This window comes from Streptomyces sp. NPDC001020, from assembly GCF_053599115.1.
Genome location: NZ_JBSFLQ010000014.1, coordinates 113,367 through 127,414 on the forward strand (window position 1 = coordinate 113,367; position 14,048 = coordinate 127,414).

At 70.6% G+C, this 14,048-nt stretch carries 11 protein-coding genes; 5 read left to right on the top strand and 6 right to left on the bottom strand.

Annotated elements, in window-relative coordinates; genetic code table 11:
• Window positions 1–99: 99 nt before the first annotated feature.
• Both ACWDEX_RS16065 and ACWDEX_RS16070 read left to right on the top strand, forming a co-directional pair.
• Window positions 100–1,506: a PspC domain-containing protein gene (locus ACWDEX_RS16065; protein ID WP_450463997.1), complete on the top strand. Its 1,407-nt coding sequence runs from the start codon at window positions 100–102 to the stop codon at window positions 1,504–1,506.
• Complete coding sequence (locus ACWDEX_RS16070; RefSeq protein ID WP_450463998.1) at window positions 1,493–1,735, top strand: hypothetical protein; 243 nt, start codon at window positions 1,493–1,495, stop codon at window positions 1,733–1,735. Before ACWDEX_RS16065 ends, ACWDEX_RS16070 begins: the two co-directional genes overlap by 14 nt.
• 24 nt (window positions 1,736–1,759) lie before the next feature.
• Here the strand turns inward: ACWDEX_RS16070 and ACWDEX_RS16075 are convergent, their stop codons facing one another.
• Both ACWDEX_RS16075 and ACWDEX_RS16080 read right to left on the bottom strand, forming a co-directional pair.
• Window positions 1,760–2,287: a DoxX family protein gene (locus ACWDEX_RS16075; RefSeq protein WP_450463999.1), complete on the bottom strand. Its 528-nt coding sequence runs from the start codon at window positions 2,285–2,287 to the stop codon at window positions 1,760–1,762.
• A 364-nt stretch (window positions 2,288–2,651) separates the two neighbouring features.
• Window positions 2,652–3,941 (bottom strand): hypothetical protein, encoded by a 1,290-nt coding sequence (locus ACWDEX_RS16080; RefSeq protein ID WP_450464001.1) that lies wholly within the window; start codon window positions 3,939–3,941, stop codon window positions 2,652–2,654.
• Between the two features lie 268 nt (window positions 3,942–4,209).
• On the opposite strand from ACWDEX_RS16080, the gene ACWDEX_RS16085 reads away from it, so the two are divergent.
• Window positions 4,210–4,683, top strand: a complete 474-nt coding sequence (locus ACWDEX_RS16085) for a pyridoxamine 5'-phosphate oxidase family protein (RefSeq protein WP_450464002.1) — start codon at window positions 4,210–4,212, stop codon at window positions 4,681–4,683.
• Window positions 4,684–4,700: 17 nt separating this feature from the next.
• Here ACWDEX_RS16085 and guaA read toward each other — a convergent pair whose 3' ends face one another.
• Complete coding sequence (gene guaA / locus ACWDEX_RS16090) at window positions 4,701–6,293, bottom strand: glutamine-hydrolyzing GMP synthase (protein ID WP_450464003.1); 1,593 nt, start codon at window positions 6,291–6,293, stop codon at window positions 4,701–4,703.
• 303 nt (window positions 6,294–6,596) lie between these two features.
• Between guaA and ACWDEX_RS16095 the strand changes: the two genes are divergently transcribed.
• Together ACWDEX_RS16095 and ACWDEX_RS16100 are read left to right on the top strand one after the other, a co-directional pair.
• A complete protein-coding gene (locus ACWDEX_RS16095) occupies window positions 6,597–6,956 on the top strand; it encodes a chorismate mutase (RefSeq protein ID WP_450464061.1) in 360 nt (119 codons plus the stop codon).
• 462 nt (window positions 6,957–7,418) lie between these two features.
• Entirely contained in the window at window positions 7,419–8,552 is a 1,134-nt protein-coding gene (locus ACWDEX_RS16100) for an LAETG motif-containing sortase-dependent surface protein (RefSeq protein WP_450464004.1), read from the top strand.
• A gap of 113 nt (window positions 8,553–8,665) precedes the next feature.
• Here ACWDEX_RS16100 and ACWDEX_RS16105 read toward each other — a convergent pair whose 3' ends face one another.
• From ACWDEX_RS16105 to ACWDEX_RS16115, 3 genes are all read right to left on the bottom strand, one after another.
• Window positions 8,666–10,471 (bottom strand): GMC family oxidoreductase N-terminal domain-containing protein, encoded by a 1,806-nt coding sequence (locus ACWDEX_RS16105; protein WP_450464006.1) that lies wholly within the window; start codon window positions 10,469–10,471, stop codon window positions 8,666–8,668.
• A gap of 62 nt (window positions 10,472–10,533) precedes the next feature.
• The gene (locus tag ACWDEX_RS16110; protein WP_450464008.1) at window positions 10,534–12,174 is read right to left on the bottom strand and encodes a succinic semialdehyde dehydrogenase; all 1,641 of its coding nucleotides are present in this window, start codon (window positions 12,172–12,174) and stop codon (window positions 10,534–10,536) included.
• A 153-nt stretch (window positions 12,175–12,327) separates the two neighbouring features.
• On the bottom strand, window positions 12,328–14,001 hold the full coding sequence (locus tag ACWDEX_RS16115) for a serine/threonine-protein kinase (protein ID WP_450464009.1): 1,674 nt from the start codon (window positions 13,999–14,001) through the stop codon (window positions 12,328–12,330).
• Window positions 14,002–14,048 lie beyond the last annotated feature (47 nt).

Genomic DNA, 14,048 nt, shown 5'->3' on the forward strand with positions numbered 1-14,048 from the left:
GATCGAACACTCCCCCGGTGGGCCGTCAGGACAGATATCAGGGTTCGGCCAGGGTCATCCCGACTGCCGCCGCGCTTCCCGGGCGGGGACCATGGACGCATGACAGATCAGCAGCACGCTGGAGCCGGGCATGCCGTCGGAGGTGCGGGCGCGCACGCGGAAGCGGCGGCACCCGGGTCCGGCGGCACCTGGACCGACGCCTCCGGACGCGAAGGCACCCCCTCGCCCGAAGACGCGGCCGTCGCCGAGGAGCCCGGCCACTTCCGGCGCGACCGGCGGTACAAGATGCTGGCGGGCGTCTGCTCGGGCCTGGCCCGGCAGTGCGACATGGACCCGGTGATCTTCCGCATCGTGCTCGCGGTGCTCTCCGCGACGGGCGGCGTCGGACTCATCTTCTACGGCTTCGTCTGGCTCCTCGTCCCGTACGACGACGAGGAGGAGAACGAGGTCCGCAAGCTGCTGACAGGCCGTGTCGACGGCCAGGCCCTGGCCGCGGTCCTCTTCGCCCTGGTGGGCTGCGGGGTCTTCATGTCGATGCTCAGGAACGGCGGGCTGCTGACCTTCGCCGCTGTCCTGTCGGTGCTCCTGGCGGGCGCGGCGTACTGGTCGCGGCAGCGCGGTGCCCCCGACCACGACCCGCTCGCCGCGCAGGCCGCCGCCGACGCCCCGCCGGAGGCGACGGCACCGCCCGTCCCCGCATCCTCCTTCTCCTGGTGGCGCGACCCCATCGTCAAGGACGGCACGCACGTGGGCGGCACGGGCTATCTGTGGGGTCCCAGCGACGCCCGCAGCCGTGACGTCGCAGCGGCGGTCAACATCGCCCGTGACGGCTCGGACGGCCGGCTGATACGGGCCGAGTACCGCCCGAGACCGCGCGGTCCGCGCTGGATCGGCGGCTGGGTGTTTCTGCTCGCCCTGCTCGCGGGCGGTCTCGGCAGCGGCCTGACCTGGGACGACCAGGCGCCCGGCACAAGCCTGCAAACGGGTCTGGCGGCGGCGCTGATCGTGTTCGGCGCGGGTATCGCGGTCAGTTCGTTCCTGGGACGTACCGGCGCGGGCTCGGTCATCCTCGCGGTGCTCACGGCGGCCCTGCTCGCCACGACGGCGTCCCTGCCGAAGGACCTGCACTGGCCCCACACGACCTGGGCACCGGCGTACGCGGCGGCCGTCCAGGACAGCTACCAACTGGGCGCCGGCGTCGGCACACTGGACCTCACCCATCTGGAGCTCGCCCACGGCCAGAAGGTGACGACCCGGGTGGAGGCGGGCATGGGACGGCTCAAGGTGGTGGTCCCTCGAGACGCGACAGTGGATCTGAGGATCCAAGCAGGGGTCGGCGACATCCAGTTGCCGAGCGCTGCCAAGAAGAAGAACGTGGACGTGAAGCTGGGCCAGAACAAGCATCTGACGCTTCCTCCGGCCTCCGGTACGAAGAACGCGCCCACACTCGACCTCTTCCTCGAGGTCGGCGTGGGCCAGGTGGAGGTGACCCGTGCTACGTCATGAGTTCCGGCCCGGCCGGCTGACGGCCGGCGTCTTCCTGACCGCCGCGGGCGTCGCCTACCTGGGTGATGCGAGCGGGGCCTGGGAGACTCCGTGGTTCGCGATCATCCCCATGGTCATGGGCGGGCTCTGTCTCGCGGCCGTGACGGGGATGGTGACCGGCGCGATACGCAGGGGACTGACGGCCCGTAGGGAAGCGCGCGGTGCGCGGGAGGGAACGCCGATGCCGTAGCCCACCGGGCGCCGGGCCGCACGTCTACCAGTACCCGCCCGCGCGATGCCGCCGTCGGGCGCGAAGGGCGGCGTCCAGGGAGAAGACCGGGGCGCCGGCCAGGACCAGCGGGGTCCAGGCCATGAGATAAGCGAGGTCGTTGCCGTAGTAGTAGGGGCTGGAGGCCCAGCTCACGGTGAGCCACAGGCTCAGCGAGATCAGCGCGCCGCCGAGCGCGGCCAGGCGGGACAGCAGGCCGAGCAGCGTGCCGATGCCCACGGCCAGTTCACCGAGGGCGATGGCATAGCCGAAGCTGACGGGGCTTTTCAGCGCGAGGTCGACCAGGGCCGGGATCGCCGACGAGCCACGCACGCTGCGCATCAGGTCGCCGATCGAACCGGAGCCGGAGTCGTGCATGAACGCGCTGTCGGTGAGCTTGTCCAGGCCGGCGTAGACGAAGGTGACGCCCAGAAAGATGCGGAGGGGCAGCAGGGCGTACTGAATGGTCGTGACCCGCCGGTCGCGGCTCACCTCGAGTTGGGGAGTGGTGTCCGTGCGCATGCCATGAGCCATCGTGTCCGCCGCCTCTCGCCGCCGGTCTTTGTCTTATGACCATACGTAGGACCGAGAGTGTGCGCTCAACCGCGGCGCGACCGCTTTCACCGGTTCCCACCCCGGGACTCCGGCGGTCCGGTCCTCGATCGACCCGGCGGAGCAGGCACCTTCGGCCCCCGTGGACTCGCATGGGCCCGGCCCGCACGCGCCCCAACGGCGCGACGACCGAAGGGGCCGTACGGGTACATCAGCGGCCGCGGCTCCCCTTGGCCCATCACGCTCCGGCCGACGGGCCGGCGTTCACCCGCTGCGGTCGGGCGGACCGGCACGAACCCGGCTCACCCGTCCGAGGGCGAGGCCGCTCCCACGCGGAGCACCGAGCTCAGTCGGTCACGTCGATCGCCACCCGGTTCGTCTCCACCCCTGCCGCGGTCACCACCTGGACCTCCACCCGTCCGGGCTCCACGTCCACCGGCACCGGGACCGTCAGCAGTGTGTCCGTGGGGTTGCTGAAGCCGCCGGGTACCGGGACCAGGGGGACATGGACATGAACGGCGCCGATGCGGACCACCATCCGGGACAGGCGGTCCGCCGTCTGCGCGCCCGGGGGCACGAATCCGGCACCGCGGATCTCGATGTCGTCGCCCGTGCGGATCGGCGCGTCCAGATCACCCGCCTCCCGTGCCCGAACCACCGAGAGAACCACCGGGCGGCCGCCCTCGGCGTACTTCCCGGCAAGGTAGGTGGCCGCCGATACCAGCACCAGCAGCGCCAGCCCCCAGGGCAGATCAGGCAACTGGTCGGGGCGGCGGGCCAGCCGTACCACGGCGAAGACCAGGGCCGCGGCGCTGATCACCACGTACTGCGTGTCCGCGAAGCTGCCCCGCCCGGAGTCGTCCGTCAGCAGGTCCGCCGCGCGCGGCCGGTCGGCGCGCACCTTCTGCAGACGCTGGCCAAGGACGCGCAGTCCGACCACGCGCCGCACCAGCACCGCGACGGCACACACCATCGCGACCACGGTTACAACGCCCACCGCACGGGCGAGGTCGAGCCCGGCGATCAGTTCGTCACGCCGCCCGTGCGCGGAGGCCGCGGCCAGCTCACCGACCAGCACCGCCACCGCGTACACCACGAACAGCACCCAGCCGGCGGCCACCGCTCGGGAGGTCGAGAGCCGGTTGTCCTCCCCGATGACGGGTGCGAGCACACCGCCGCGCGACCGGTGCAGATACCCCGCGGTGGTCAGCGCGGCGCCCACCAGCACCGCCGCGACCAGCCCGGCCGTCCGCGCCACGGTCCACCCCGCGCCGATCGCCGTCAGTGCCTGCGCCAGCAGCAGTACGCTCGCCACGGACCACACCGCAATCGCCGTACGCCGCCACAGCCGGCCCAGCCAGGCCTCGCCGTCGGCCCGGCTCCGCTCGGCGACGAGGTCAGCGGACTGGGTCAGCTCGTCCGACACCCACTGCCGGGACGCGGATGCGGAGTACGCGACCGCGGCGGGCAGCCCTCGCCCGGAGGCGAACTCCTCCCGTTTCGCAAGGAATTCGGCGACGGCACGTCGGTGCCCCTCGCGCGCACCGTGCGGGCAGTCCCCGCAGGTACAGCCGCCCTCGTGCGCGTCCGGACCGCCTCCGTGCCCCGCACCCTGCCTCGCCTCCTGCACTGCCACGCCCGCTGCCGCCTTCCCCGCGCCAGTTCACCAAGCCACGTCGCAACTACCCTGCGATGACAGCGAATTGTGCCGTACGGGACACGCCGCGCGTTCGCCAGGTCCGGTCTGGACGGGTGAAAGAGCGAACCCCTGATTGACCGTCGTCGAAAAAGCCCGGTCAGCTCAGCGCGGATCCGCTCGCCGCGGCTGGAGCCCCCGCGACGTCCGGCAGTTGAGCAACCGATATCCGACAGAAGGTGTCGGATACCGTCGCCAGGCTCGCCGTATGGCATCGAACTGGGCAGCTTTCACTACCGCGGAACCCGACCTGGCGAAGATCGTCGAGCAACGGTTCGGCGCGTTCACCCACCACGTGCTCGCGACCGTCCGCAGGGACGGCTCGCCGCGCACCACCGGCCTCGAGGTCCGCTTCCTGCACGGCGAGTTGTGGCTCGGCATGATGCCGAACTCGCTCAAGGCACTGGACCTGCGCCGCGACCCACGCTTCGCACTCCAGGCGAACCCGGGGTCGGGCACCGGGATGAGCGGCGGGGACGTCCGGATCGGCGGGCGGGCGGTCGGGGTCGACGATCCGCGGACCAAGGACGCGTATGTGAAAGAGGTGGAACCGCCGCGGCCGTTCCACCTCTTCGGCACCGAACTGACGGAGGTCGTACGGACCTACGTCGAGGACGACACGTATCTGGTCGTCGAGATCTGGAAGCCCGGAGAGCCGGTGCGCACTCTCAGGCGGAGCTGAGCCTCAGGACCCGAGGCTCACTCCCACTCGATCGTGCCCGGCGGCTTCGAGGTCACGTCGACGACGACGCGGTTGACGTCGCGGACCTCGTTGGTGATCCGGGTCGAGATCTTCGCGAGCACGTCGTACGGCAGCCGGGACCAGTCGGCGGTCATGGCGTCCTCGGACGAGACCGGGCGCAGCACGATCGGGTGGCCGTAGGTCCGGCCGTCACCCTGGACACCGACGCTGCGGACGTCGGCGAGCAGCACCACCGGGCACTGCCAGATCTCGCGGTCGAGGCCGGCCGCGGTCAGCTCCTCGCGGGCGATGGCGTCGGCCTCGCGCAGCAGGTCGAGCCGCTCCTTGGTGACCTCGCCGACGATACGGATACCGAGACCGGGGCCCGGGAAGGGCTGGCGCTGGACGATCTCCTCCGGCAGGCCCAGCTCCTGGCCGACCATGCGGACCTCGTCCTTGAAGAGCTTGCGGAGCGGCTCGATGAGCTGGAACTCCAGGTCCTCGGGGAGGCCGCCCACGTTGTGGTGGGACTTGATGTTGGCCGTGCCGGTGCCACCGCCGGACTCGACGACGTCCGGGTAGAGCGTGCCCTGGACGAGGAACTCGACGGGCTCGCCGCTCTCCCCGGCCTCGGCGATGATCTCCGCCTGGGCCTGCTCGAAGACGCGGATGAACTCGCGACCGATGATCTTCCGCTTCTCCTCGGGGTCGGAGACGCCCTGGAGCGCGGTGAGGAACCGCTCCTCCGCGTCGACCACCTTCAGCTGGACGCCGGTGGCCGCGACGAAGTCCTTCTCGACCTGCTCGGTCTCGCCCTTGCGCATCAGACCGTGGTCGACGTAGACGCAGGTCAGCTGGGAGCCGATGGCCTTCTGGACGAGGGCGGCGGCGACGGCGGAGTCCACGCCACCGGACAGGCCGCAGATGGCACGCTTGGTGCCGACCTGCTTGCGGATCTCCTCGACCTGCTCCTCGATCACGTTGCCCGTGGTCCAGCTCGGAGTCAGGCCCGCGCCGCGGTACAGGAAGTGCTCCAGCACCTGCTGGCCGTGCGTGGAGTGCATGACCTCGGGGTGGTACTGGACGCCGTAGAGCTGCTTCTCGTCGTTCTCGAAGGCGGCGACCGGGACGACGTCGGTGGACGCCGTGACGGTGAAGCCCTCGGGGGCGGCGGAGCAGGCGTCACCGTGAGACATCCAGACGGACTGCTCGGCGGGGGTGCCCTCGAAGAGGGTGGAGGACGGCTTGGAGACGGACAGCTCCGTGCGGCCGTACTCGCGCGCGCCACTGTTGTCCACGGTGCCGTTGAGGGCCTGGGCCATCAGCTGGAAGCCGTAGCACATGCCGAAGACGGGGACGCCGGCTTCGAAGAGGGAGCGGTCGACGGTCGGGGCGCCCTCCTCGTAGACCGACGAGGGACCACCCGAGAGGATGATCGCCGCCGGGTTCTTGGCGAGCATTTCCTGGACCGGCATGCTGCTCGGCACGATCTCGCTGTAGACCCGGGCCTCACGGACGCGACGGGCGATGAGCTGGGCGTACTGCGCGCCGAAGTCGACGACCAGGACGGTGTCGGGGGCGGCGGCGGCAGCGGGAGTCGCTGTTGACACGGGGTGCCTTCCGGCGGTTGGGCGGGTCTTCAGATGTCAAGTCTAACGGGGTGCCCACGAGATCCTTTCCGCGCTGAGCGGGGACCCACGCCCGGCAGGCGGTTCCGGCCTCCGCCGCACCGTACGGGCCGCACCACGTCTCACCATCCGAACCTGGTTGGACACCGTCGGCGACGAGGGCATACTGGACCTCATGCTCACGCACTCGACCTTCCTCTTTACCTATGGCAACCGGCCCGCCGGCTGCCATGGTCGTGCTGCTTGAGCCACTGCCAAGCGACTTCCCAGGCGCCCCGGGCCGACATGGTCCGGGGCGCCTTGCGTTGTGCGGACCGTGCCGGTCCGGGGCCGCCTCACCCCACCCCCGAGGAGCCCCGCATGACCGCGACCACCGAACAGACCGGCGCCCGTACCCCCGAGGCCGCCGGTGTGATCTCCAACGCACGCGAGCGCATCGACACGCTCGACGACCGCATCATCGGCCTTGTGCAGGAGCGCATGGCGGTCTCCGCCGTCATCCAGGAGGCACGCATCACCTCCGGCGGCCGCCGGGTGAACCTCTCCCGCGAGATGGAGATCCTCGGCCGCTACCGGGAGGCCCTCGGCAAGCCCGGCACGGCTCTCGCGATGACCCTGCTCGAACTGTCCCGGGGCCGGGTCTGAGGACCGGCGCGGACCCGCGTACCACGTGCGCCCGGCGCACCCACGTTCGTATGCCCTCTCACCCGTACGGCGCGTGACCGGGGCCGCGAGGGGTTCGTTGGTCCCGATGTCCGTGCCAGCCAGGGGCGGGCCCGAGAGAACCACGCGTGGCTCCGCTGGAGCGATGAGACGTACGGATCATGCTGTGCGTCGTGGGACCTCGCTCCAGGGTTGTGACCGGACGGCAGGGGACAGCAGCCCGGTCACCAGTAAAACGGCCGGTCCCGGGGACGCCCGGGGCCGGCCGCGGGTCTGTCCGGGGGGCGGACGCTCGAAGCGCCACCGCAGGCCCGTGATCCAGGTCACATAAAATTCACGTCAAGGCGCGCGCAACCTTTCCCGTGCTTCACAGGTCGCATTGTGTGAATCATGGGCCACCCCCGCGCCCCACACGCGGAGGCCTCCCCCCTAGATGCGCGGGTTGTGCTGCGCACCGAACGTTTCGAGGTCTTCATGAAGCTTCGCCGCGCCATGGTCACCGCGGCCGCGACGGCAGTCATAGCCCCGCTCGCCATGCTCTCGGCTCCGGCCGCGTTCGCGACGGACGACGAGCCGGGCACGTCGTCCAGCAGCCCGGCGGCCGAGGACACCACTCCCCCCGCCGAAGACACCACCCCGCCGGCCGAAGACACCACCCCGCCCGCCGAAGACACCACCCCGCCGGCTGAGGACACCACCCCGCCCGCCGAAGACACCACCCCGCCGGCCGAAGACACCACCCCGCCGGCTGAGGACACCACCCCGCCGGCCGGTGGCGAGGAAACCCCGAGCCCCTCCGACTCGCCGAGCGCTTCCACGACGCCCTCCCCGAGCCCGACCGTCGGCAACGGCGACGATTTCGACCCGTACAACGACTGCAAGTCGCTGGAACTGGACGACAACCTCACGGCCTCGATCTCCGGGCTGCCGAGCAAGATCGTCGCTGGTTCGGGATGGCACAACTTCAAGTTCGTCGTCACGAACAACTCCGACAAGGACCTCAAGAACGTGTGGGTCAACGCGTTCACGGAGTACAACGACGACACCAACACCGACGACTCGCTGGCGCTGGACCTGGCCAACATCCAGGTGAAGCAGAACGGCAAGTGGGACAGCACGTACCACGAGTCCTTCGGTAACACGACCCTCACCGGCACCTTCGCGGCGGTCTTCGGCAACCTCGAGGCGCACACCACGGCCACGCTCGACCTCCGGGTGAGCATCAAGGCGTCGGCCCCGGCGGGCTCCTCGTTCTCGATGAGCCAGGCCGTGTACGCAGGCAAGGGCGGCGCGTGCTACGGCAACGGTGACTTCTACGACTTCGAGGTTCTCGCGGCCGGCAGCAAGCTGCCGGGCGGCGTCGGCGACTCCAAGCCGAACGGAAAGAAGCCCTCGGGCGTCAAGGAGGACGTGAAGCCGCAGGGCGGGGCCGCCAAGCGGGTCGCCGGCAACCTGGCCGAGACCGGTTCCTCGTCGATGCTGCCGACCATCGGCCTCGTCGGCGGTGTCGCGGTCGTCGCCGGTGGCGGTGTCGTGTTCGCCGTCCGTCGCCGCAAGACGGGTGGCCAGATCGCCTGACCCGTAGAGGGACTGCGTCAGGCGTGCCCCGCGCGCCGCGCAACAAGGAGAAGGACCTGGGCTCGGAGGGGGGCACAGGTCCTTCTTCTGTGTGCGGCGGCGCCTGTCGGGCGCTACTTCTTCGGCGGCACCGCCGGTATCCCCAGGAGCGGTAGCCGCAGCGCCCCGAACGCCTCCTTCGGCACCGCCGGGTGCCGCGGCTGCACCGGCTCGACACGTGCGTACGCCGCCCCCTGCGCCGGGCGCGGGTCCGCCTCCCCCTTGTTCGGCCAGTACGACATCGCGCGCTCGGCCTGTGCCGTGATCGTCAGGGAGGGGTTGACGCCCAGGTTCGCCGACACGGCCGCCCCGTCGACCACGGAGATGCCGGGGTGGCCGTACAGCCGGTGGTACGGGTCGATCACGCCCGTCTCGCGCGAGGCGCCGATCGGGCAGCCACCGAGGAAGTGCGCGGTCAGCGGTGTACCCATCAGCTCTCCGACGTTGCTGCCCGCGAAGCCGTTGATCTCTTCCGCGATCGCGGTCGCCGCCTCGGAAGCCGCCCTGATCTGCTTCGGATTGGGCGCGCCATGCCCCTGGCGGGCCGTCAACAGTCCCTTACCCACACCCTTCGTCTTCAGGTACGTCGTCAGCGAGTTGTCCAGCGACTGCATCACCAGGCCGATGATGGTCCGTTCCGACCACCGGCGGTTGGACAGTGAGCGCATCACCAGCAACGGGTGCCGCGCCGCGTTCGCGAGCCAGCCCAGGGCGCGCGAGGTGCCCTCCGCGTAGGGCACCTGAAGGATCGAAAGGCTGCCCATCGCGTTAGAGCCCTTGCCGTAGCGGACCGGCTCGATGTGTGTGTTCTCGTCCGGGTGCACCGAGGACGTGATCGCCACGCCCTGTGTGAAGTCGGCCTTCGCCGATCCGTGCGCCCTGCGGTAGCGGCGGTCGTCCGTCTGAGCGCCCACCAGCGCCTCGGAGTTGGTCCGGGTCAGGTCCCCCAGCCTGTCGGAGACGTACGGCAGTTGCCCGTTGGCCTTCATACGGTGCAGTAGCGTCTGCGTACCGTACGTGCCCGCCGCGAGGACGACTCTTCGCGCGGTGAGGATTCGCCCCTGCCCCTTGCGCTTGCGGTCCGTCGGCAGGGTCGCGACGGCGTACCCGCCCTGCGAGTCGTCGGTGACCGACACCACCGTCGTCATGGGGTGCACCACCGCACCCGCCTTCTCGGCGAGGTGGAGGTAGTTCTCGTTGAGCGTGTTCTTCGCGCCGTGGCGGCAGCCCGTCATGCACTCGCCGCACTCCGTGCACGCCCGGCGGGTCGGCCCGGCGCCGCCGAAGTACGGGTCCGCGACCTCTTCGCCGGGCCTGGCCCTGGTCTTTCCGTCGGCGTCGTCGCCGTCGCCGAAGAAGACACCGACCGGTGCCAGGTGGAAGGTGTCACCCACGCCCATCCGCTGTGCGGCCGCCTTGAGGTGGACGTCCGAGGGCGTCATGGTCGGGTTGATCCGTACGCCCAGCATGCGCCGCGCCTGGTCGTAGTACGGCTTCAACTCCTCCTGCCAGTCGGTGATGTCCTTCCACTGCGGGTCGTCGAAGAAGGCCTTCGGCGGTACATAGAGGGTGTTGGCGTAGTTGAGGGAGCCGCCGCCGACCCCGGCGCCCGCCAGCACCATCACGTTGCCCAGCAGATGGATGCGCTGGATGCCGTACATGCCGAGGGCGGGCGCCCACAGGTAGTTCTTCAGGTCCCAGGAGTTCTTGGGCAGACTGTCGCGGGTGAAGCGGCGGCCGGCTTCCAGCACTCCGACGCGGTAGCCCTTCTCCGTCAGGCGCAGGGCGGTGGCCGACCCACCGAAGCCGGAGCCGACGACGATGACGTCGTAGTCGTACGAAGTGTCTGCCTGCGACTGGGCGGCGGTCTCCTGTGGCACGTGCTCTCCTCGTCGAGTGTGCACTGCGGGTTCTTGGTGGTTGCTCGCCGTCGGGCCTGGCCCTAGCGGAGCCTGAGCGCCTTCATCACCCTCAGGCTGCGGCTCATGAACGTCGCGTACTGCTCGTCGTCCATGCCGAGTGACGGCGCCATCGGGAGCAGTCGCTGGTGGGCGACGGTCTGGGCCTCGGTGTACTTGAGGATGCCCTCGGAGCCGTGGCGGCGGCCGAGGCCGGAGTCCTTCATGCCGCCCATCGGCGACTGGGCGCTGCCGTACGCGGGCGCGTAGCCCTCGTTGACGTTGACCGTGCCGGTACGCAGCCGGGCCGCGACCGCCCTGCCCCGCCGGCCGTCCTTCGTCCAGACAGAGGAGTTCAGGCCGTACGGGGTGGAGTTGGCGCGCTCGATCGCCTCCTCCTCGGTCCTGAAACGGTAGATCGACACGACCGGGCCGAAGGTCTCCTCCGCACACACCGCCATCGGTGCCTCGACACCGTCGAGGACGGTGGGCTCGAAGAAGTACGGGCCGACGTCCGGACGGGCGACCCCGCCGGCCAGTACCTTCGCGCCCTTGGCGACGGCCTCCTCGACATGCCGCGTCACGGTCTCGAGCTGGCGCTCGCCGACCAGGGACCCCATGTCGGCGCCGTACGCCAGGGACGTACCGAGCCGCATCGCCCTGGTGCGGGCGACGAACCGTTCCACGAAGGCGTCCGCGATCGACTCATGGACGTACAACCGCTCGACGGAGATGCAGAGTTGTCCCGCCGAGGAGAAGCAGGCGCGCACGGCGCCGGCGGCCGCCTTCTCGACGTCGGCGTCCTGGAGGACCAACATGGCGTTCTTGCCGCCGAGTTCCAGCGAGACACCGACGAGGCGGGCGGCGGCGCCCTGGGCGACCTCGCGGCCGGTACGGGTGGAGCCGGTGAAGGAGACGTAGTCGGCGTGCCGGACGACCTCCGGGCCGACGACCGGCCCGTCACCGATGACGACCTGGAAGACACCCGCGGGCAGTCCGGCCTCGATCAGCAGGTCGCGCGCCCACAGCGCGGTCAGACAGGTCTCCGTGTCGGGCTTCATCACCACGGCGTTGCCCGCGACGAACGCGGGGAGCGCGTCGCCGACCGAAAGCTCCAGGGGGTAGTTCCAGGGGGCGATCTGGCCGACGACACCGCGCGGATGCCGCAGTTCGGTGACGCGCGTGAGCGTCGGTACGGCGCCCGTGTGCCGCTTCGGCCTCAGATACGAGGGCGCCTTGCGGCCGTAGTGCCGGGCCGCGATGGCGACGGCCAGCACCTCCTCGTGGGCGTGCAGGCGGGCCTTGCCGGTCTCCAACTGGATGAGGTCGAGCACCTCCGCCTGGCGGGCGAGCACCAGGTCGTGGAAGCGGAGCAGGACGGCGGCGCGCTGCCGTACGGGCGTCGCCTCCCAGGCGCGCTGCGCGGCGCGGGCCCGCTCGAAGGCCTCCGCCACGTCCTCGGGGGTGGACTCGGGCAGGTCGGCCAGCTTCTCGCCGGTGAACGGCGTGTGGTTGGCGGTACGGCCGGAGCCGACCACGCCCTTGGTGAGCTGGGCGACCAGTTCCGGCGTGACCACGTCGACGGCGGTGCGGGCGCCGGCGGGAGCGGGTGCGAGGGGGTTGGTGCCGGCCGTACCCGTACCGGTCCTGTCTGTGGCCTTCTCCGGGGCATGCGAGTCCGTCATGAGCCGCAGGGTATGCCGGACGGGAGGCTTTGGGTACCCGTGGGTAACGAGGATTCACCGGGCGCTCACACGACGCCAGTGATCACTGGCAACAAATACCCTGATCAGGGCATTGATCGACGGTGATCTGCCGGGGTCCGGCGCCCGGCAACCTCAGAGGCGGTCGATGTCCAGGTTCGCGATCGCCGCCTTCGCCACCTCGCGCCCGCGGTCCGTGAAGTCGCCGTCGCCCGGGTAGCTGATCGTGAGCTTGTACATGTCGCCCTTGGAGTTCTTGTAGTAGAAGATCTTCAGCTCGCGGGGGCGTGGGTTCTGGCTGTCATCGGTCGTGTATCTGACCGTGTTCTCGGCGGACTGCTTGCCGTGGTACGTGCTCAACTTCGGGGCTGTTCTCGGACCCTTGGGCATGTCGAGCGCGTAGGCCCCGTTGTCCTTGAAATCGCCGTTGTCGGCGTACATCTCGGCCGCCGACGAGTCCTTGATCTTGTTCGAGGAGTCCTCGGCCTTCTTCGCCAGGTGCAGGCCGATCCAGATGCTGCCGCTCCAGTCGCTGTACGTCACCCAGTTCTTGTCGCTGTCGGTCTCCTTGGGCCTGCTCTCCTGGTACTTCTCGGGCACCGCAAGGGTGGCGCCCAGCGCGTTCTCCGGGCGCTTCTTCCAGCCGTCGGGCAGCGGGCCCGCGAACGGGTCCGCGATGACCAGGTACGCCGCCACCGCAGCCGCGACGACCCCGGCGCCGATCCCGAGCAGCGCCCGTCGGCCCAACCGGATGCCGCTGCCATCGGCCGCGCCGGGGACGGCGAGCCGCGCGGGCTGCGTCGGCAGGGCCGGCTGCGGCGGTCTGGCGGCTTCCTCCAGCAGGCGGCGGACCTCGGCCGCCTTCGGGCGGCGCGCCGGGTCCTTGTCCAGCAGCCCGTTGATGACGTCGGCGAGCGGGCCTCGGGCGGAGGCCGGGGGCGCGGGGGTGGCGTGGAGGACCGACTGGAGCGTGGCGGGCGTGTTGGTCCGGCGGAACGGCGAGACGCCCTCCGTCGCCGTGTACAGCACCACGCCCAGCGACCACAGGTCCGACTCGGGGCCGGGGCGTCGCCCCAACACCCGTTCCGGCGCGATGTACTCGGGCGAGCCGACGAAGCCGCCCACGTCCGTCAGGCTCGTCTCGCCCTCGATCTGCGCGATGCCGAAGTCGGTGAGGACGACGCGGCCATGGTTGCCGAGCAGGACGTTGTCGGGTTTCACGTCCCGGTGCAGGATGCCCGCCTCGTGCGCTGCTTCCAGCGCGCCGAGCACCTCCAGGCCCGTCCTCGCGGCCTCCCGCACCCCGAGAGTTCCCTCCTGGAGCGCGTCGCCCAGCGACCGGCCCCGCACCAGCTCCATCACGATCCACGGCCGACCGTCCACGACCGCCACGTCGTGCACGTTCACGACCCCGGGGTGGTCGAGGCGGGCGGCGGCCCGTGCCTCGCGGCGCATCCGCTCGTAGGCGTTGGCCTGTTCACGCTCGGGCAGGTGGTCGGGAACCCGGGGTTCCTTGACGGCGACCTCCCGGTCCACCGTCTCGTCCTTCGCCCGCCACACCGTGCCCATGCCCCCGTGGCCGAGCTTGGCGAGCAGGCGGTAGCGCCCGGCGATGAGCCGTCCGGCCCCCGGGTCCTGCGGCGCCTCGGACACGCTGAGGGTGGGGGCGGCATGAGGATGCGGAGCCGTCTGCTCCGGCTGCGGCTGAGCGTACGGGTTTCCCTGGAGCGGCACGCTCGGCTGCGGCGGCTGCAGACCGAAGCTGGTCGGCTCGTCGGACTGGCGAGGGAATCCGCCCTGATGACTCATACGTTCATGCTTATCGCACTCCGTGCTCCCTCAGCCACCTCTGCTCC

Excerpts from the sequence above, each read along its gene's own strand:
- ACWDEX_RS16065 (WP_450463997.1), top strand. The coding sequence starts at position 100 with ATGACAGATCAGCAGCACGCTGGAGCCGGGCATGCCGTCGGAGGTGCG.
- ACWDEX_RS16075 (WP_450463999.1), bottom strand. The coding sequence starts at position 2,287 with ATGGCTCATGGCATGCGCACGGACACCACTCCCCAACTCGAGGTGAGC.
- ACWDEX_RS16085 (WP_450464002.1), top strand. The coding sequence starts at position 4,210 with ATGGCATCGAACTGGGCAGCTTTCACTACCGCGGAACCCGACCTGGCG.
- ACWDEX_RS16095 (WP_450464061.1), top strand. The coding sequence starts at position 6,597 with ATGGTCCGGGGCGCCTTGCGTTGTGCGGACCGTGCCGGTCCGGGGCCG.
- ACWDEX_RS16110 (WP_450464008.1), bottom strand. The coding sequence starts at position 12,174 with ATGACGGACTCGCATGCCCCGGAGAAGGCCACAGACAGGACCGGTACG.
- ACWDEX_RS16115 (WP_450464009.1), bottom strand. The coding sequence starts at position 14,001 with ATGAGTCATCAGGGCGGATTCCCTCGCCAGTCCGACGAGCCGACCAGC.